The organism is Georgenia sp. Z1344, assembly GCF_049856295.1.
Lineage (GTDB): Bacteria > Actinomycetota > Actinomycetes > Actinomycetales > Actinomycetaceae > JB111.
Genome location: NZ_JBNDMZ010000010.1, coordinates 136,991 through 154,536 on the forward strand (window position 1 = coordinate 136,991; position 17,546 = coordinate 154,536).

The 17,546-nt window shown below is 73.1% G+C and carries 14 protein-coding genes and 2 tRNA genes; 8 read left to right on the top strand and 8 right to left on the bottom strand.

Features of this window, described 5'->3' with window-relative positions:
• Nucleotides 1–66: 66 nt before the first annotated feature.
• From ACPYO6_RS12415 to ACPYO6_RS12425, 3 genes are all read right to left on the bottom strand, one after another.
• Nucleotides 67–669, bottom strand: coding sequence for an IMPACT family protein (locus ACPYO6_RS12415; RefSeq protein ID WP_425714905.1), 603 nt, complete (start codon nt 667–669; stop codon nt 67–69).
• Nucleotides 670–854: 185 nt separating this feature from the next.
• On the bottom strand, nt 855–1,346 hold the full coding sequence (locus tag ACPYO6_RS12420) for a response regulator (protein WP_425714904.1): 492 nt from the start codon (nt 1,344–1,346) through the stop codon (nt 855–857).
• Complete coding sequence (locus ACPYO6_RS12425; protein ID WP_425714903.1) at nt 1,343–2,482, bottom strand: ATP-binding protein; 1,140 nt, start codon at nt 2,480–2,482, stop codon at nt 1,343–1,345. Before ACPYO6_RS12425 ends, ACPYO6_RS12420 begins: the two co-directional genes overlap by 4 nt.
• 185 nt (nt 2,483–2,667) lie before the next feature.
• On the opposite strand from ACPYO6_RS12425, the gene rpmF reads away from it, so the two are divergent.
• The 3 genes from rpmF to ACPYO6_RS12440 all read left to right on the top strand — a co-directional run bounded on the left by rpmF (nt 2,668) and on the right by ACPYO6_RS12440 (nt 7,550).
• Nucleotides 2,668–2,835 carry a 50S ribosomal protein L32 gene (rpmF, locus tag ACPYO6_RS12430; RefSeq protein WP_425714902.1) on the top strand — a complete coding sequence of 56 codons (168 nt, stop codon included), beginning with the start codon at nt 2,668–2,670 and terminating at the stop codon, nt 2,833–2,835.
• A 380-nt stretch (nt 2,836–3,215) separates the two neighbouring features.
• Nucleotides 3,216–4,547 (top strand): mannose-6-phosphate isomerase, class I, encoded by a 1,332-nt coding sequence (gene manA / locus ACPYO6_RS12435; RefSeq protein WP_425714901.1) that lies wholly within the window; start codon nt 3,216–3,218, stop codon nt 4,545–4,547.
• Nucleotides 4,548–4,718: 171 nt separating this feature from the next.
• Nucleotides 4,719–7,550, top strand: a complete 2,832-nt coding sequence (locus ACPYO6_RS12440) for a protein kinase domain-containing protein (protein WP_425714900.1) — start codon at nt 4,719–4,721, stop codon at nt 7,548–7,550.
• Between the two features lie 48 nt (nt 7,551–7,598).
• Here the strand turns inward: ACPYO6_RS12440 and ACPYO6_RS12445 are convergent, their stop codons facing one another.
• Nucleotides 7,599–8,108, bottom strand: a complete 510-nt coding sequence (locus tag ACPYO6_RS12445; protein ID WP_425714899.1) for a VOC family protein — start codon at nt 8,106–8,108, stop codon at nt 7,599–7,601.
• Between the two features lie 146 nt (nt 8,109–8,254).
• Nucleotides 8,255–8,327 (bottom strand) — tRNA-Pro (locus ACPYO6_RS12450).
• A gap of 213 nt (nt 8,328–8,540) precedes the next feature.
• Here ACPYO6_RS12450 and ACPYO6_RS12455 point away from each other — a divergent pair.
• Nucleotides 8,541–8,611, top strand: a tRNA-Gly gene (locus ACPYO6_RS12455).
• Between the two features lie 153 nt (nt 8,612–8,764).
• Here ACPYO6_RS12455 and ACPYO6_RS12460 read toward each other — a convergent pair.
• Nucleotides 8,765–9,046, bottom strand: a complete 282-nt coding sequence (locus tag ACPYO6_RS12460) for a DUF1540 domain-containing protein (protein ID WP_425714898.1) — start codon at nt 9,044–9,046, stop codon at nt 8,765–8,767.
• A gap of 338 nt (nt 9,047–9,384) precedes the next feature.
• Between ACPYO6_RS12460 and ACPYO6_RS12465 the strand changes: the two genes are divergently transcribed.
• Together ACPYO6_RS12465 and ACPYO6_RS12470 are read left to right on the top strand one after the other, a co-directional pair.
• Nucleotides 9,385–9,624 carry a helix-turn-helix domain-containing protein gene (locus tag ACPYO6_RS12465; RefSeq protein ID WP_425714897.1) on the top strand — a complete coding sequence of 80 codons (240 nt, stop codon included), beginning with the start codon at nt 9,385–9,387 and terminating at the stop codon, nt 9,622–9,624.
• The gene (locus ACPYO6_RS12470) at nt 9,617–10,855 is read left to right on the top strand and encodes a type II toxin-antitoxin system HipA family toxin (protein ID WP_425714896.1); all 1,239 of its coding nucleotides are present in this window, start codon (nt 9,617–9,619) and stop codon (nt 10,853–10,855) included. The genes ACPYO6_RS12465 and ACPYO6_RS12470 overlap by 8 nt, the downstream gene beginning before the upstream one ends.
• On the opposite strand, the gene ACPYO6_RS12475 is transcribed toward ACPYO6_RS12470, so the two are convergent.
• Entirely contained in the window at nt 10,840–11,397 is a 558-nt protein-coding gene (locus tag ACPYO6_RS12475; protein WP_425714895.1) for a hypothetical protein, read from the bottom strand. The genes ACPYO6_RS12470 and ACPYO6_RS12475 overlap by 16 nt on opposite strands.
• 449 nt (nt 11,398–11,846) lie before the next feature.
• Here ACPYO6_RS12475 and tig point away from each other — a divergent pair, with 449 nt between their 5' ends.
• Together tig and ACPYO6_RS12485 are read left to right on the top strand one after the other, a co-directional pair.
• Nucleotides 11,847–13,445: a trigger factor gene (tig, locus tag ACPYO6_RS12480; protein ID WP_425715060.1), complete on the top strand. Its 1,599-nt coding sequence runs from the start codon at nt 11,847–11,849 to the stop codon at nt 13,443–13,445.
• Nucleotides 13,446–13,731: 286 nt separating this feature from the next.
• A complete protein-coding gene (locus tag ACPYO6_RS12485) occupies nt 13,732–16,542 on the top strand; it encodes a helix-turn-helix transcriptional regulator (RefSeq protein ID WP_425714893.1) in 2,811 nt (936 codons plus the stop codon).
• Nucleotides 16,543–16,556: 14 nt separating this feature from the next.
• Here ACPYO6_RS12485 and ACPYO6_RS12490 read toward each other — a convergent pair whose 3' ends face one another.
• Entirely contained in the window at nt 16,557–17,309 is a 753-nt protein-coding gene (locus ACPYO6_RS12490) for a hypothetical protein (RefSeq protein WP_425714892.1), read from the bottom strand.
• Nucleotides 17,310–17,546: the final 237 nt, after the last annotated feature.

The window sequence follows — 17,546 nt, forward strand, 5'->3', positions numbered from 1 at the left end:
ATGAGAACTAGAACAAGCCGTCCAGGTTGATGCCGTGGGTCCCCGCACTCGCGGGGCGAGATCCCCTCATCCGTGGGGCAGCTCGACCTCGTGGGGTCCTGCGACGATCACCCGGGCCGTCCCGCCGGACAGCTCTGCCGCCCGCGCCTCGAGCGCCCCCGGGTCGTCGGTGGCGACGTCCAGCTCGACACCTTCCGCGTTCCACCGCACGTCCAGGACCGACGTCATCGACGACCCCGACGACAGCAGCTCCGCCTCGAGCCGCGGCCCGACCGCATGGTCGGCCGTCACCGTGCACCGCGTGAGCACCCGCACGCCGACCCGGGGCAGTTCCTCGAGCGCCCCACCGACGGCGTCGCCGTACGCACGCACGAGACCGCCGGTCCCCAGCAGCGTCCCGCCGAAGTACCGCACGACGACGACGGCCACCGCCTCGAGGCCCGCCCCGTCGAGCCGGTCGAGCATCGGTCGGCCCGCCGTCCCCGAGGGCTCGCCGTCGTCGGAGCTGTGCGCGACCGGGGGCCCGCCGTCCTCACCGGGCAGGATCCACGCCGAGCAGTGGTGCCGGGCCTGCGGGTGCGCGGCCCGCGCGTCGGCCAGGAGGGAGCGGGCGGCGTCCTCGTCGTCGGCCCGTGCGGCGAGTGCGAGGAACCGCGACCGCTTCTCCACGACCTCGAACTCGGCCCGGGCGCCGCGCGCGGGGCGGAGCGCGACGAGGGGTGCGCCGTCGTCGGGGGAGAAGGTCCCGGACCCGGCGCCGACACCCCCGGGGCCGACGCCGGACGTGCCGGCCTCGGACCCAGACCCAGACCCAGACCCAGACCCAGACCCGGACCCGCCGGTGGCACCGGCGGTCACTCGGCGGCCTGCTCCTCACGCCCGAGCAGGTGGGCGACCCGGTCGGCCTCCAGGGCCGCGACATGGGCGTCGGCCGGGGTTCTCGTGGTGAGGACGAAGTCCGTCAGCTGCTTGCGGACCGTCGCGCGCAGGGCATCGGGGTCCCAGGGCTTGCCGATGTAATGGTCGAGCCCGCCCTCGTTGACCGCCCGGATCGTGTCCGCCTGCTCGGCCTCGGCGGTGAGCAGGATCTTGCGCGAGTCGGACGTGCGCGGGTCGACCCATGCCTCGACGAGCATGTCGACGCCGTTGCGGCCGGGGAGCCCGTGGTCGACGAGCAGCATCGCGGGGATGTCCTCGTCCGCCATCACCTCGTCGACGATCTCCCACGCGTCGTCGACCGTGTCGGCCTCCTCGATGCGCACCGTCGCCGCGAACGGTTCGAGGTCACGCACGACGGCGGCCCGCACCCCGGGGTCGTCCTCCAGCACGACGATGGTCAGCCTCATCTCGTCTCCCTCCCGGCGGTCCCGTCCGCCACCTGCGCGCCCGGACCGGGCGGCAGCTCCACGATCATCTCCGTCAGTCCCTCGCGCGAGCGAGCCGTCATCGTCCCCCCGGCGTGCTCGACGATGTCACGCGACAGCGCAAGCCCCAGTCCCAGTCCACCGCCGCTGCCGCCGGACCGGGTGGTGAACCGCCGCGTGAAGATCCGTTCGAGGTCGCCGGCCGGGATCGGCGGCCCGTCGTTCCCGACGACGACGCGCACGTTCCCGTCCTCCGTCGCCGACACGTCGATCGACAGGGTGCCGTGCCCGCCCATGGCGTCGGCCGCGTTGACGAGGACGTTGGTCCAGACCTGGTCGAGACGGCCGGGCTCGGCGCGCACAGGTGGGACGTCGGCGAGCGTGACCTCGGTGGCGATGCCGCGGCGGCGGTGCTCGGTGAGGGTGAGGGCGGAGCGCAACGAGTCCGCGACGACGACGGACGCGGTGGGGTCGCCGCCAGGGCCTCCGCCGCCCGGTGCCCCGGGGTCCGCAGACGTCGTCGACGCGTCCTCGCCCTGTGCCACCGGGGCGCTCTGGTCGACGGAGCTGCCCGACGCCGCGGCACCCCCTTGCGGAGGGGAGTCTGCCTGGACGTGTGCGCGGATGCTCGCGACGAGCGCGCCGACCTGGCGGGTGCCGCCGTCGAGGTGCCGCAGCGCGTCGCCGACGGCGGTGGCGTGCGTGGCGCGCGCGATCGCCGACTCGTCGCCCGCGAGCCGCGCGGCCTCGGCCGGGTCCTCCACGCCGGCCGAGAGCAGTCGGCGTGCGAGCACGTCGTCCCCGACCTCGGCCGCGAGGGAGCGGCGCAGCGCACGGTCGTCCGCGCTCGCGCGCAGGGGGCGGTTGCGGGCGTGGGCGATGCGGCGCCGTGCGTCCTCGATCCGTCCGCGCAGGTCGGCGGCAGGAGAGTCGCCCGCGCGCGAGCCGTGCGCGAGCGAGTCGAGCAGGTCGTCGAGGTCGTCGGCAAGGTGGTCGAGGGCGCTGGCCATCGCCGCGACCGGGTTGGTCAGCTCGTGCGCGATCCCTGCGGTCAGGTCGCCGAGCAGGGCGGCGGACGCGCGGGTGGCCTCGTCGTCGTGCGGTGACGGGCTCGGCACGGCGGTCCTCTCCTCGGGCTCGGCTGCAGCTCGATCCTAGGCGGGCGGTGTGACGCGTCGCGCGCCCGAGGGCCTGGCGAGGGATCTCACACGACGCGTAGGCTGTGCAGGTTGGCCCCTGGGCGTCGTGCTCTGGCATCCTTGGGGGTCGTTGATCGTCCACCCGAGAAAGGAGCGGCAGGGCCATGGCAGTTCCCAAGCGCAAGATGTCCCGCAGCAACACCCGCTCTCGCCGGTCCCAGTGGAAGGCCGAGCTCACCGAGCTCGTCACCGTCCGCGTCAAGGGTCGCGAGATCAAGGTCCCCCGTCGTCTGGCGAAGGCCTACCAGAAGGGCCTCGTCGAGGCTGACTGACGCATCTTCACGCACGGCCCCGTACCCGTCAGGGTGCGGGGCCGTCGTCGTTCCACGGGCCCAGGTGCGTGGGACGGGTCGCGCGCCGGGGCGCACCGGACGCACGTCCGCCGTGGCGCGCCCACCGGCTACTCGACGCCCCCGGGGCGCGCGGCCGACACTCCTCACCCGCACACTCGAGCGCCCCGGCACGCACCCGTACCGGGCGGGCGGGACACACTCGTGCGGACCGGACGCGCCCCACGGACCGACGCCGCCCCGCACTCGACGTCCCCGGGGATCGGGACAACTCCCCGCCGCGATGTCGACCGACGCCTCCGCGTCCGGTGAGAATGGCGGGTCCCGCCGACCAGCGCGGGCACGATCGAAACGGAGTGAGCATGTCCGCCGTCCAGGGCCTGGTGCGCATCGAGGGAGCGCCGCGGGACTACGCATGGGGATCCGCGACCCGCATCCCCGAGCTCCTCGGCGTCGAGCCGGCGGGCGGTCCCGTCGCCGAGCTGTGGTTCGGCGCGCACCCCGAGGCCCAGGCCCGGACCCGCCCGTGCCGCCCCGCGGGATCGACACCCGTCACCACGCCCGACGGCGAACCTCCCCTGACCGCCGGCGGTCCCGGCGCGACGACCGACCCGCCCGACGGCGAACGGCGCACCACCGGCGGCGAACCGCGCTCCCTCGGCGACCACATCGCGGCCGACCCGTCCCGCACGCTCGGCGCCGACGTCGTCACCCGGTACGGCGAGCACCTGCCCTACCTGCTCAAGCTCATCGCGCCCGACCGCGCGCTCTCCCTCCAGGTCCACCCCGACCTCGAGCGGGCCCGGCGGAGGTTCGACGAGGAGGAGGCCGCCGGCATCCCGCGCGGCGACTTCGCGCGCAGCTACCGGGACCCCAACCACAAGCCGGAGATGGTCTACGCCCTCACGCGGTTCGAGGCCGTGTGCGGGTTCCGGGCCCCGCGGCGCGCGATCGAGGTGCTCGCCGGTCTCGGGACGCCTCTGACAGCGGAGCTCGAGGAGGCGCTGCGGGCGGCGCCGTCGGCGGACGGTGTGCGCTCCGTGGTCGAGCGGCTGCTGCGCGAGGAGACCCGGCCGAGCGCGGACGAGGTCGCTGCGGTGGCTGCCGCCTGCGCGCGGCGCCTGGCTGACGGGTCGTCGCCGTCGCCGCGCATGGACCGCATCGTCGGGCAGCTCGCGGGGGAGCACCCGGGGGACCCGGGCGTCGTCGTGGCCCTCCTGCTCAACCCCGTGACCCTGCACCCCGGCGAGGCGATGTTCGTGCCCGCCGGCGCGGTGCACGCCTACCTCTCCGGGTTCGCGGTCGAGATCATGGCGTCCTCGGACAACGTCCTGCGGGCAGGGCTGACGAGCAAGCACGTCGCCGTCGGGGAGGTGCTCGAGGCGCTCGAGTACGTGGCGGCGCCACCGGTCCGGATCGCGCCGGAGACCGTGAGCGAGAGCGTGGGCGTCTACTACGCGCCCGTCGACGACTTCGAGCTCGCCGTCGTCACGCTCGAGGCCGAGGGCGAGGCCGAGTCCCTCGTGCCCGGTCGCGGGCCGCGGATCCTGCTCGCGCTCGACGGCGAGGTCACCGTGACCGTCGACGGGCTCGCCGCCACGCTGCACCGCGGGCAGGCCGTGTTCGTGGCGGGCGACCTCGGTCCCGTGACGGTGACCGGACGAGGGCGGCTCGTCCAGGCCGACGTGCCCTGACCGACCCGGCTGCACGAGGTCGATCGCATGTCCGGCACCGACCGGAGCCGCCGGCGACACGCGCCGACGGGGGAGAACTAGCCGCACCTCGGGGTGCCGACGGCGATAGCGTGTTGCGAAGGTATGTTCGCGTCAGTTTCGCGCGCCCAGTCGTCAGAGCGGAGTCCATCGGTGGATCACGAGCCCGGCCAGCAGTTCGCCGGCTACACGATCGTGCGCGAGCTCGGTCGGGGCGGCATGGGGTCGGTGTATCTCGCGAAGCACCCGAGACTGCCGCGGCAGGACGCCCTCAAGATGCTCAGCACCTCGCTCGCGAAGGACGAGGCCTTCCGCACGCGGTTCGAGCGCGAGGCGGACCTGGCGGCGCAGATCTTCCACCGCAACGTCGTGGCGGTCTACGACCGCGGCGAGCACGAGGGCCAGCTGTGGATCGCCATGCAGTACGTCGAGGGCACGGACGCCGCCGCCGAGGTCAAGGCGGTCGAGGGCGGCCTGGACCCGGCGCGCGCCGTCCACATCGTCCACGAGGTCGCCGCCGGCCTCGACTTCGCCCACCGCAACGGGCTGCTCCACCGGGACGTCAAGCCCGCCAACATCCTGCTCGCCCCGCCGCTCGACCCGGACGACGAGGACGAGCCCGAGCAGGTCCTTCTCACCGACTTCGGCATCGCCAAGACCGTCGACGACGGCGACAACCTCACGGGCACCGGCAACCTGCTCGCGACCCTCGCCTACGCCGCCCCGGAGCAGATCGAGGCGCACCACCTGTCGCACAAGGTGGACGTCTATGCGCTGGGCTGCGTGCTCTACGAGCTCCTCACCGGCAGCATCCCGTTCCCCGCGGACACGCCGTTCAACAAGATGAACGCGCACCTCACCCTCCCGCCGCCGAAGCCCTCGGAGTCCGTGCCGGGGCTGGGGACCGCGTTCGACGCCGTCATCGCCAAGGCGATGGCCAAGGACCCGGCCGAGCGGTACGACACGTGCCGTGCGCTCGGTCGCGCCGCGTACAAGGCCTTGCGCGAGTCGCAGGCAGGTGGCGCGGGCGAGAGCTCCGAGGCCGGTGGGTCTTCGGGTGGTGTGGGATCCGGTGCTGGTGTCGCGGCCGCCGGTGCTGCAGCGGGCGCCGGATCGTCGGCGTCGGGTGGTGCGAGCGGCCTGCACACGGCGGGCCCGCCGACCGGCCGGCGCGTGGCCGGACCCGGCGAACGGACGGGCACCGGACGAACCGCCACCCCCGGCGCGGGTGCCCAGGCGGCGCCGGGCCGGACGCCCGGCGGCGGCCAGTACCCGAGCGAGTCCCAGACCGGCCCGCGCCCGCCGTTCACGCTGATGGTCCGCCGGTTCTTCGGCCCGGGCACGCAGTCGCTCCAGGTGGGGCCGGTCGACACGCGCCAGGCCTCGCCCCAGGACCGCGGCGCGATCGAGCAGCTGCTGCGCGAGTCCCAGTTCTTCGACCTCCCACCGCGTCTCCCGCTCGAGCGCGTGATCCCGGGCGACCACCTCGAGGAGATCACCGTGGGCAGCGGTGGCCGCACCTGGACGGTCGCGTACGAGTTCAAGGGGGCCCGGCACCCCGTCGTCCTCGACGGGATCAGCCAGCGGCTCGCCCGCCTGCAGCAGTGGCAGCCCACAGGGGCGATCCCCGTGTCCGAGCAGGCCGGCGGCCCCGGTGGCGGTCCCGTCCCTGGTCGGCCCGGCGGCGGGCCCGGTGGCCCAGGAGCCCCCGGTGGCCCGGGCGCCCCCGGTGGCCCAGGAGCCTCCGGGGGTCCGGTTGTGCCCGGACGTCCCGGTGCGCCCGGCAGCTCCCCGTCCGCGATGTCCGGCGCCACGGGAAGTCACGGAGTCCCGGGAGCGGCTGCTCCGGTGGCGGCGGGCCCGGGTTCGGGTGCCACGGGCACGGCCGGTCCGGGCGCCGGCTCACCCGTCTCGGCCGCGTCCGGTGCGACGGGCTCCCACGCGGTACCCGGACCCGGCGGCTCGGGCCCGCAGACCCAGCAGGCCCCCGGTGGTCCTGGCGGCCCTGGCCCGCAGCCTCAGCAGAGCCCCGGTGGTCCCGGCGGCTCGAGCCCGTCGGCCGTCTCCGGCGCGACCGGCAACCACGCCGTCCCGCCGCAGGGCGGCGCCGCGGCGACCGGCGCAGCCGGCCGTCCGGGTGGACCGGGCGGCACCGGCGGACCCGCTCCGTTCGCCGGCTCTCCCGCGTCGGCTGCCGGCCCGTCCGGTCCCGGCGGCTCAGCAGCTCCCGGGCGACCCGTGGGCCTCGGCGGTCCGGGCGGTCCCGCGCCGTTCGCGGGGTCGCCGGCGTCCACGGGTGGCCCGGCACCGTTCGCCGGCTCGCCCGCATCGGCTGCCGGCCCCGGACCGTACGGTGGCAGCGGCCAGTACGGCGGTCAGAGCCAGTACGGCAGCGCCGCCAAGGGGACGAAGCGCCGAGGCCTGCACCCGGCGGTGCTGGGCGCGATCGTCGTCGTCGGGCTGATCGTGGTGGGTGGCGTCATCTGGCTGCTGACCCGCGGGGGAGGGGAGGAGCCCCAGGGCGCGGAGGAGCTCGCCGACGCGTGGGGCACGGAGTCCTCGATCCCGGCCACGTTCCCCGACCTCGTCGCCTCGCAGGAGGGTGGCCAGGGCTACAACTCCGCCACCTGCGAGAACGGTGTCTCCGGCCACATGGATGACGTGCCCGCGGGCCTCGTGGCGGCGATGACCTGCACCCAGTCGGACGGCATCGAGTACTCGGTGCTCGAGTTCGAGAGCAGTATCGAGCGCGACGAGTTCACCTCAGAGGGCGACGAGAACCTGGGCTGGGAGCGGTCGGTCTGGGGCTACTCGGGCGGCGAGGACGGCATTGCGTTCCGCACGCCGCCCGACGTCACCGACCCGGGTGAGCACTACACAACCTTCTACGACGCCGAACGCTCGGGCATGGTCGTCGCCGTGTACGGCGACGGCATCGGATCGCAGACGCTGCACGACACCTGGTGGATTCCCTCGCCGTTCTGATCCGGGGAGCGGGCCACGGCGGCGCGCTCCTCGAGGGGCGTGAGCCGCTCACGCCTCCGGGCCGGTGATGCCGACGTCCGCGAGATCCTTCGCCGACTGGCTCTCGGGGTCGTACGGCTTGGCCGCCGACATGAGGACGCGGGCGTTCTCCGGGGTGACGACCTCGACGTCGACCGTGTTCCACGGCGTGTGGCGCGGTCCCTGCGTCGAGCCCGGCCGCAGCTCCTTGCACGCCTCGGCGATTCCGTCGACCTGGTCGAGGACGGCAGCGAAGGTCACGCTCGACGCCGGGGGTGCCGGGGTTTCCTCGTCGGTGGCGACGAGCAGGACGTCCTGGAACGCCCAGCGGCGCAGGTGGACCATCCGGCCCGGGATAGAGAAGAGGTCGACGAAGCCCAGCGCGCGCTGCCAGAAGTCGGCGGACACGTCGATGTCGGTCGTGGGGATCGTGACGAACATGGGCATGCCGTAGATGCCGCGGAAGATGTCGGGCGCGACGGCGTCGGGCCCGGGCTCGGGGACGGGACTGTGCTCGAAGGCGTCGTAGTAGGTGCTCATGTGGACCACCCTGAAGGCTCACCCAGCGTCAAGGTCAAGGGAGTTTCGGAGATCACCCCACCGCGACGTCGCGCGGGCGACCGGACCGGCTGGACCCCCGTCACCGGGGGTTCAACCGTCCACGATGTCCCGGGACATCACATCGGTCGGGGTGGCGGGACTTGAACCCACGGCCTTCCGCTCCCAAAGCGGACGCGCTACCACCTGCGCCACACCCCGTTCGCCCCGGTCTCCCGGCGACGAGGACCGTTCCTCCGGTGCACCGAGTGCTCGGTCCGGACGACGATCGCCCGCTCAGGGTACGGCGGGAGTCCGGCGACGGCGGCTCCCGACGCGGGCAGGAGAGACCGATCACTCACCCGGGCGCCGGCTTCGGCGAGGGCGTTCCGCCTTGCTAACCTGGGCGCTGCCCCTGGCCACGGTCGAGGGCGCGCGAGTGTAGCTCAATGGTAGAGCCTCTGCCTTCCAAGCAGATTACGCGGGTTCGATTCCCGTCACTCGCTCCGAGCTCCTCGGCCCGACGCCATCGACACGGAGTCGGGCCGAGATATTTCTCTAAGCCTGCGCCGAGAGCCGCGAACCGATCAGCTCCGTGACGCACGACGTCCCCGGCCCGGACGAGCGGGACGGGGACGTCGGAGTGAGCTGCCTGGGTGTCAGGCGCGGGCCTCGTAGGACAGGCAGTCGGCCTCGGCGCCGCCGACGCGGATGAAGTCGGCCGAGCACTCGAGGTTCTCGTTGTGCAGGCAGGACGTGCGCTGGCAGGCGCCGACCTGGGCGACGACCTTGTCGAGGCCGCCCTTGACGTTGAGCGGCAGGAACGTGGCGCACTGCGCGTCCTGGCCGACGGTGACGGCGAAGGCGGTGCAGCCGTCGTGGTTGTAGGAGCAGCCGTCGATGGAGCACTCGCTCACGCGCGGCATCTCGAGCACGGACATGGTGTCCTCCTGACGTCGAGGCGCGCTGGTCGCGCCGGATGAAAAGAATGTAGAACCAATGGAGGAATGCGTCCAGAAAGGTAATGCATGCCTTACCGTTCGATGCGAACAAATATGCATTTCTATTTCGGTGGCGTTTTCTTTATCGCCTATGTTGCGTAAATGGCTGGAGAGCTTCTCGTGTGCGCCCCTCTCCGAGGTCGACTGACACCGGGCTGCCGGACCGAGTCTCGCCCAGGAGCCGCGGCCGTCGGTTGACTTCGATATCGCAGTCATGATGCTTGACGTCAAAAAGGTAGTCACCTACGTTGACGTTATTATCGACGTCGGAGGTTCGGATGGCATACACCGGAACGGTGACGGGTCCCGAGTCCCTGGGCAGGATCCTTCAGCAGGCCCGGCTGCTCTCGGGGCTCACGCAACGTGAGCTGGCCGAGCAGCTGGGCACCACCCAGAAGTACGTCTGGGAGCTCGAGGCTGGCAAGCCGTCGATCCTCGTCGACCGTCTCTTCGCCTTCATGCGCGCGACCGGGATGGAGCTGAGCGCCACGATCACACCTCCCGACGACGATGGGTGACCTCTCCGTCGACCTGTACGGCACCCGCATCGGACGGCTGACCGGCGATCGCCGGACCTTCGACCTCGTGCCGGACCCGGGTGCCGTGGCGAGGTTCGGGCTCGACAGCCAGGTGCTGTCGGTCGCGATCCCGCTGTCCGCCGTGCCCGTTCGCGCGCGCCGGGCGCAGCGGCAGAACTACTTCGCCGAGCTGCTGCCGGAGGGGCGCATGCTCACCAGGCTCGCGCAACAGGCGCGCGTGCCCGAGACCGACGTGCTCGGGCTCCTGCGCGCGCATGGTCGCGACATCGCGGGTGCGCTCCAGATCTGGGACCCCGAGCAGCCCGGCGAGCCCCGCACTCCCGCCTTGGAACCGCGAGACGCGGCGGAGGTGGCCCAGATGCTGCGCGAGGTCGGGGGGCGACCGCTGGGGAACGCGCCCGGCCGGGGGAAGACGTCCCTCGCCGGTGTGCAGGACAAGATCGTCCTCGCCCGTGTCGGTGGCGGGTGGGCGCAGGTGCTCGACGGATGGCCGTCCACGCACATCCTCAAGCCCGTCCCCGTCGATGCGCCGACGACGATCTACGACGAGGAGTACGGCTCTCGGATCGCGCGGGCGCTGGGGCTCGCGTCGCACGCGACCTGGATCGACGACTTCGACGGTGTGCCGGCGCTCGTGATCGAGCGCTACGACCGGTCTCCCGACCTGTCCGAGGGGCGCCTGCATCAGGAGGACCTCAACCAGGTCCTCGGGGCGTCAGGGGACGAGAAGTACCAGCGGCACGGCGGCAGGGTGAGTCTCGCGAGGATCGCCGCCGCCCTCGGTGCTGCGGCGGGCCGCGAGTCCGTCGACGAGTTGTTCCGGCTCGTGGTTCTCAGCGTCGCCGTCGGCAATCTCGACATGCACGCCAAGAACGTCTCGCTCCTGCATCCCCCTGACGGGTCGATGCGTCTCGCGCCGGCCTACGACGTCGTTCCCCAGGCACACCAGCCCACCGACGGCGAGCTCGCGCTGTCGGTCGCAGGGGAGTACCGGCACGCCGCCGTCACCGGCGAGCACCTGCTCGATGAGACGCGATCGTGGGGTGTGCGAGGAGCCGAGGACCTGATGACGGCCACACTCGAGGCCGTCCTGGACGTGGTCGCGGCCCAGGAGCCGGAAGCTCGGGCGCATCCAGGGCTCGCCACCGACATCGCCGGCTTCGCCACGAGCCTCCTCGCCGGACGGCCCGCGGGTCAACCTGGCAGCTGACGCCCCGCGTTCCACCACGAGCGCGCGGACTCCTCGCCGAGCAGCCACGCCACCGCGATGGCCCCGGGGGCGTAGAACCAGACCGCGGGGCCGACAGCGGCATCCGCCACGTCGCGCCCGCTCCCGACGGCGGCGAGGAAGAAGACGCCGATGGTCGAGAGCACGAGGAGCCCGCCGATCGCCACGTCGACCCCGCGGCGCCTGCCGGAGTCCCGGTGCGCGGCGTGGAATCCCAGCGAGACGAGCGCGAGGATCGAGACGACGGCCGGCAGGGAGATGACGGTCGTCAGCAGGATCCCGCCCCCACCCTGCTCCTCGACGACCCCGTCGGCGAGGGCCTTGATGCCCGCCCAGGCCAGGGCGAACGACGTCGGTTCACCGTCGTCCGTGTAGCGCAGGAACGGGAGGACCAGACCCGCGACGAGCAGGGCGCCCGCCGCGCCCATGACGAGTCGGACGAGGGCGTTCTCGAGCGTACGCACGCGCGCCTCGAGGGCCCGCAGGTCGCGGCGCAGCTCGGTCGAACCAGGGTCGGTGGTCATGGGGTCTCCGTCGTCGTGCCCGTGGGTGTCGCGCCGACGGTAGCGGGCAGGTGAGGAGGCGGGGCGGGTCCCCGATGGGGTCCTCTCGCCTCGCATGCCGCGCACGGTCCGTCCGTGGGGTGCGTGGGGGCGAGCGCACGCACGAACCGCAATCTCGACGACGACGAACCGCAATCTCGACGGCGTGACCCGCACTCCCGGCCACGACGAACCGCAGTCTCGACGTGCACCAACCGCAATCTCGACGCGAGGAGAGGTGTGGCCCGGATGACGCCCGCGTGAGGCCGAGCACCCTCTACGCGAGGCGCGTCGTGCCGTAGGATCGTGAGGATCGTGCGTGCCCACGCCTGCTCGACGAGGCGTGCGGCGCCACCCCACGGGTCCCACCGCGCCGCCGTGCGCGCTGCCCCGTGCTCAAGTCATCTACCGACGAGTTGGAGTACCCCGCAGTGAAGACGGACGTGGAGAACCTCGAGGCCACCCGGGCCAGGCTGACCGTGACGGTCCCGTACGAGGACCTCAGCTCGGCGATCGACTCCGCCTACGCCACGGTCTCCCAGCAGGTGAGCATCCCCGGCTTCCGCAAGGGCAAGGTCCCGGCCCGGATCATCGACCAGCGCGTCGGCCGCGCCGCGGTCCTCGACCAGGCGATCAACAGCCAGATCGACTCCCTGTACCGCGGGGCCGTCGGCGAGGCCGGCATCAACCCGCTCGGCCGCCCGGAGATCGAGGTCACCGAGCTCCCGGCCGTCACCGGCCCCCTCGGCGGCCAGCTCGTCTTCACCGCCACGATGGACGTGCGCCCCGAGCTCGAGCTCCCGGACTTCTCGACGATCACCCTGACGGTGGCCGACTCCGAGGTGTCGGACGAGGACGTCGAGGAGCGCCTCACCGCCCTGCGCGAGCGCTTCGGCACGCTGACCGGCGTGGACCGCGCCGTCGAGACCGGTGACTTCGTCACCCTCGACCTGTCCGCCATGGTCGACGGCGAGGAGGTCGACACCGCCTCCGGCATCTCCTACGAGGTCGGTTCCGGCTCGATGCTCCCCGGCCAGGACGAGGCCCTCGTCGGCCTCACCGCCGGCAAGGAGGGCACGTTCACCACGACGCTCGCCGGCGGCGACCACGCCGGCAAGGAGGCCGACGTCTCCGTGACGCCGACCGCCGTCAAGGTGCGCGAGCTTCCCGAGGCCGACGACGACTTCGCCCAGCTCGCCTCCGAGTTCGACACGCTCGAGGAGCTGCGCGCCGACCTGCGCACCCAGGTGGCCTCGGACCGCGCGGGCAACCAGGCCGTCGAGGCCCGCGACCTCCTGCTCGCCCACCTGCGCGAGAACCTCGAGGTCCCGATCCCGTCCGGCGTGGTCGACGCCGAGATCGCGCGCCACCTCGAGGCCGAGGGCAAGCCCGAGGGCGACCCGCACGGCGAGGAGATCCGCGGCGAGACCGAGGAGCTGCTCCGCGACCAGATCATCCTCGACACGATCTCCGACCAGGTCGACGTCCAGGTCTCGCAGAACGAGCTTCTCGAGTTCCTCGTCCAGCAGGCCCAGCAGTACGGCATGGACCCGAACAACTTCATCCAGGCCGCCGGTCAGACCGGACAGCTGCCCGCCTTCATGGGCGAGGTGGCGCGCAACAAGGCCCTCGCGGTCGTGCTCCGCGACGTCACCGTCGTCGACGGCTCCGGCACCGAGCTCGACCTCAGCGAGTACCTCGGCTCCGAGGAGACCGACAAGACCGAGGCCGAGGGCGAGGAGTCCGAGGAGTCGGCCGACAGCGCGGACTCCGGCGACTCGGCGGACTCGGCCGACAGCGCCGACTCGGCGGACTCCCCGGACAGCCCCGACTCCGCCGACAGCGCGGACGAGGCCGAGGAGTCCGACGACGACGAGAGCTCCGACGACGAGCCCGCGGACGAGAAGCCGGCGGCCAAGAAGCCCGCCGCGAAGAAGCCGGCGGCCAAGAAGCCGGCTGCGAAGAAGCCGGCGGCCAAGAAGCCGACCGCCACCAAGGCGGCTGCCGACGAGGAGTCCGCCTCCGAGTAGCGTCGGGGCCCCTGCGCAACGCAGGTGCCGAGGTCGACATCGACCGCCGAGGGGCGGCCGGCCATCGCGGCCGGCCGCCCCTCGGCATCTCGTCGATCGGCGAGGCGTGTCGTGGACCGTCCGTGTGCAGCGCTGCGCACGGATGCGAACCCGCGGGTGTGAGATTGCCCATTCCGCACCGCTCCATGTCAGCGTTCGGTTCTAATGTCCGACCAGGACACGGCCGCCACCGCCAAGGCTCTCCCCCAGAGCACCGGCACCACGTCCGGAGCACTCGGAGGACCACATGCTCGTCGGACGCGCGTCCGAGCTCGATGCCCTGCACCACCTCGCCCAGGACGCACTGGCGTCCTCCCGGGTGGTCTGGTTCCTCGGCCCTGAAGGAGTGGGAAAGTCTGCGCTCGCCGAGCGCACCGCGGAGCTGGCCGGCCGTCCGGTGCTCCGGGTCGACCTGTTCCCCGAGGACCGGCACAACCGGCGCTACGCCGTCGAGGCGATGGCAGCCCTGGTCGACATCGACCTCGGTAGCGCCCCGCAGGCCGAGGGACGGGGCGCGTCCGACCCGGTCGAGAGCATCCTGCGCGCGCTCGCGTCCCGCGGACCGGTCTGCATCCGGATCGAGGACGCGCAGTGGCTCGACGACGAGTCGCGAGCGATCCTCTGGCAGCTCGTCCGACGGCTGCTCGACCTGCCCGTCCTGCTCCTGATCACGAGTCTCGACGACGAGGACGACGGTGTCCTCTTCGACGGACTGCGCCTCCTGCTCAGGCTGCCGGAGCGCGGCAGGGTCGTGGCCGTCGAGCCGCTCGGCCGGGCCGCCGTCGCCGAGCTCGTGAACTCGGGCCTCGGAACCGCGGTCACCGGGTGGACTCTCGACCGGATCGTGGCGGTGACCGGTGGGTACCCGGCCCTGGTGATGTCGCTCGTCGATCAGCTGAGGCGCGCCGAGTCCATCGCCGGAATCCGCACGGTCCTGCGGTCCCTCGGCGAGCAGGCCGCAGGCAGCGGCCTGCTGCGACGGCACGCCACGCGGGTCCTGACCGACACCACGCCGGCCCTGCGCACCGGCCTGCTCGCGCTCGGGCTGGGCCGGCAGCTGACGATCCGCCAGGTCGCGCACGTGACCCGGGAGCGTGGCGCGTCGTCCGTCTCGACCGCGGAGCTCGTGGCGACGGGGCTCGTCGAGGTCGTCGGCGTCGATCAGCTGCGGCTGCGGTACCGGATGACCGAGTCGGTGATCGTCGACCACTTCTCGCCCGACGACATCGCGGCCACGCACCGCGTGCTCGGCAGCCTCCTCCGTGGGCCGCGTGGGCTCGAGCACCGGGTGGCGGGCGCGGATCGCTCCGACGTCCCCGAGCTGGTCGCGGAGCTCGGCGCAGACCTGGAGGACGCCTTCCGCCGCGGTGACCGCGAGACCATGTACGAGCGGGCCGTCCTCGCCGCCTCCCTCGATCCCGAACGGGTCCCGGACCTCGTCTTCGCTGCGATCTGGTCCAACCAGCCGTCCCGGCTGGCCGATCACGAGGACGCGATCGAGAACCTTCCGTGGTCGGCCGAGCGCCTTGTCGGCATGAGCTTCCTCGGCGCTGTGGACCTCGACATCAGCGGCACCGCGCAGCTCCTGGAGAGTGTGGAGATCTCCTCCCGCACCTCCGACCGGCAGCTGTTCCTCCTGGGCTACTGGGTGCTCCACGTCGCTGCCCGACGTGGCGCCGTCTCGCTCGCCGAGCTCGCCGTCGCGACCCGACCGGTTCTGCGTGAGCTCCGGGTGCGCGGGCGCAAGCTGGTCGCCGACGGCCAGCTTCGGTTCGGCGAGCGGTTCCTCGGTGACGCCCTGCTCCTCGAGCTGACGCTCGAGCACCTGTTCGACGGAGAGGTGCCGTTGATCGACCGGATCCCGCGCATGGAGGCTCTGCGCGCCACGGCGGCGGCAGACGGGCTCGCCGACGGGGTGCCGGAGGCCGGCATCATCATCGACCTCGTGCGCAACGCGGCCGGGGACACGGCCGGGAGCGTCGACCGGCTGACCGCCGTCCCTGCGACCATGAACCCCACGTTGAGGCTGGAGGCCGGCCTCGGTGCCGCCTACACCTGGTTCCTCGCCGGCGACTGGGCCGCCGCCCAGCGGGTGGCCGAGCAGGCGTCGGGGCTCGCGCTCGACCGCCTCATGCTCGACCACTGGCAGCGAGCCTCCGACCTGGCGCGCCTCGTCCCGGTGGTGCAGGGGACGACGCCGACGGTCCCGGAGGTCGAGCTGAGCCATCAGGCGGTGGCCGGTCCGCTGGGCGAGGCGCTGCGCGAGGTCGTCGGCGCGTGGAAGGGCGTGGCCCACGACGGCGACCCGAGCGCGACCGGCCGTGCGCTCGACCGACTGTGGGCGGCCGGAACCTTTGATCGTGCGGGCGCCTACCTCACGGGCGTCCTGCGGGTGCGTGCCCACGTCGCGGCCGGAGACCTCGAGGCCGCACGGGCTGCCCGGACCGACCTGGCCGCCGCGTCCTACACGGCGCTGGGAAAGGACTATGCGCTCACCCACGCCGATGCGCTCATCGCGGCGGCCGAGGCGGAGCAGCCCGTCGTCGCCCGCGCGGACTTCGCCGAGGTCGCCCGGCGACTGGCCGCGCACCTCGACGACCAGGGACCGAGCGGCCCCCACCTTCTCGGTGCCGTGCTCGCCGAGGACTGGGGGCTCGCGGTCCTCGCGAGCGTTGCCGACGGCGACCCGGCCGGATCCGGGGCAGGCGATGCCGGCGACCTCTGCCCACCGGACGAGCTGCGGCAGCTGCTCGGCGCGACGTGCGTGCTCCTGGCGACCGCGGGTGCGGGGGAGTGGCAGGCGCGCCTCGAGCGGGTGCGCGAGCGGCTGACGGAGTCGCCCTCCGTCCGGGGGGCGGCCGATGCCTGGTCGACCCTGACCGTGCGCGAGCGAGAGGTGGCCGGACTCGTGTCGGACGGCCTGAGCAACAGGCAGATCGCGACGACACTCTTCGTCACCGTCCGCACGGCCGAGTACCACGTGGGCAACATCCTCGCGAAGCTCGGGCTGGAGTCCCGGCAGGAGCTGCGCCGCACCGTCCTGGCCGCCGACGGCTGAGCCTTCCCGCCGGCTTACCTGTCCGGCAGGGTGACGACGAGCGTGTCCGTCGCGACGGCCTGGACGGGAAGCGGGTGGTCGGTGCTCGTCACCGTGTACACGAACGTGTACCTCAGGGCGCGGGTGTCGTCCTCGACGTCCCCGACCAGCACCGAGGCACCGGCCGTGGAAGGCAGCAGCACGTCGGCCCCGGACGCCGTGACGAAGGGCTGGGTGACGGCGTCGTCGGGGACCGACTGCCACCCGTCGACGGTGAGCCGGTCGACCTCGACCGTCAGGGAGGCGAGCAGGGTCGCGCCGGGCGCGTCGGCCCCGACGACGAGCGTGAGCGGCTTGGTGCCCGACGGCGACCACTCGTCGCGCGGGAGCGTGGACCAGTAGTCCACCTCCAGCACGGCCGCACCGGCGACGAGCTGCCGTTCCGCCGAGCCGGTCGCGAGGTCGTCCACGACGGTGGGCACGCCCGGCCCCGCGACGGGCGCCGGGGAGCTCGCCTCCTCCGAGTCCGAGTCCGAGTCCGAGTCCGAGCCCTCGCTCGCGGCGCCGTCGTCGGACCCGGCCGTGCTCGACGGGCCGACGACCGGCAGGTCGCCGTCGTCCGCCTCGTCCACGACGGTGCCTGCCTCCGAGGCCGACTCGCCCGTGGTGGTGCCCTCCTCGGCCGCCGCACTCGCCTCCCAGGGAGGCGTGCCGCACCCGCCGAGAGCAACCGCCGCGCCGAGGGCGATCAGTGCCAGGGCGGGGGCCCGCCGTCGCCGTCGCGTCATGTCGTCCACATCCTTCTCCGTGCGGGCGCGGCCTGCGGCGCCCGGTCGGAGCCACTCTGCGGTGTCCGGGCGTCCCGGCCTAGACCTCGGGCCACCAGTCTCCGGATCCCGGTGGCGGCGAGCCCCGACCCCGTACCGCACCTGGGGCAGACCCGTACGGCACCGGTGGTCGTCGACGAGGGATTCACGTGGTCCGGCGGAAGGAACTGGTGGTCGCGCACCTGGTCACCACACGCG

What these genes read in the sequence shown, in the direction of transcription:
- rpmF (WP_425714902.1), top strand. Translation starts at nt 2,668, where the DNA reads ATGGCAGTTCCCAAGCGCAAGATGTCCCGCAGCAACACCCGCTCTCGC.
- ACPYO6_RS12445 (WP_425714899.1), bottom strand. Translation starts at nt 8,108, where the DNA reads ATGAGCACCTACTACGACGCCTTCGAGCACAGTCCCGTCCCCGAGCCC.
- ACPYO6_RS12475 (WP_425714895.1), bottom strand. Translation starts at nt 11,397, where the DNA reads ATGACCACCGACCCTGGTTCGACCGAGCTGCGCCGCGACCTGCGGGCC.
- ACPYO6_RS12465 (WP_425714897.1), top strand. Translation starts at nt 9,385, where the DNA reads ATGGCATACACCGGAACGGTGACGGGTCCCGAGTCCCTGGGCAGGATC.
- ACPYO6_RS12470 (WP_425714896.1), top strand. Translation starts at nt 9,617, where the DNA reads ATGGGTGACCTCTCCGTCGACCTGTACGGCACCCGCATCGGACGGCTG.
- ACPYO6_RS12490 (WP_425714892.1), bottom strand. Translation starts at nt 17,309, where the DNA reads ATGACGCGACGGCGACGGCGGGCCCCCGCCCTGGCACTGATCGCCCTC.
- ACPYO6_RS12460 (WP_425714898.1), bottom strand. Translation starts at nt 9,046, where the DNA reads ATGTCCGTGCTCGAGATGCCGCGCGTGAGCGAGTGCTCCATCGACGGC.
- ACPYO6_RS12420 (WP_425714904.1), bottom strand. Translation starts at nt 1,346, where the DNA reads ATGAGGCTGACCATCGTCGTGCTGGAGGACGACCCCGGGGTGCGGGCC.
- manA (WP_425714901.1), top strand. Translation starts at nt 3,216, where the DNA reads ATGTCCGCCGTCCAGGGCCTGGTGCGCATCGAGGGAGCGCCGCGGGAC.
- ACPYO6_RS12485 (WP_425714893.1), top strand. Translation starts at nt 13,732, where the DNA reads ATGCTCGTCGGACGCGCGTCCGAGCTCGATGCCCTGCACCACCTCGCC.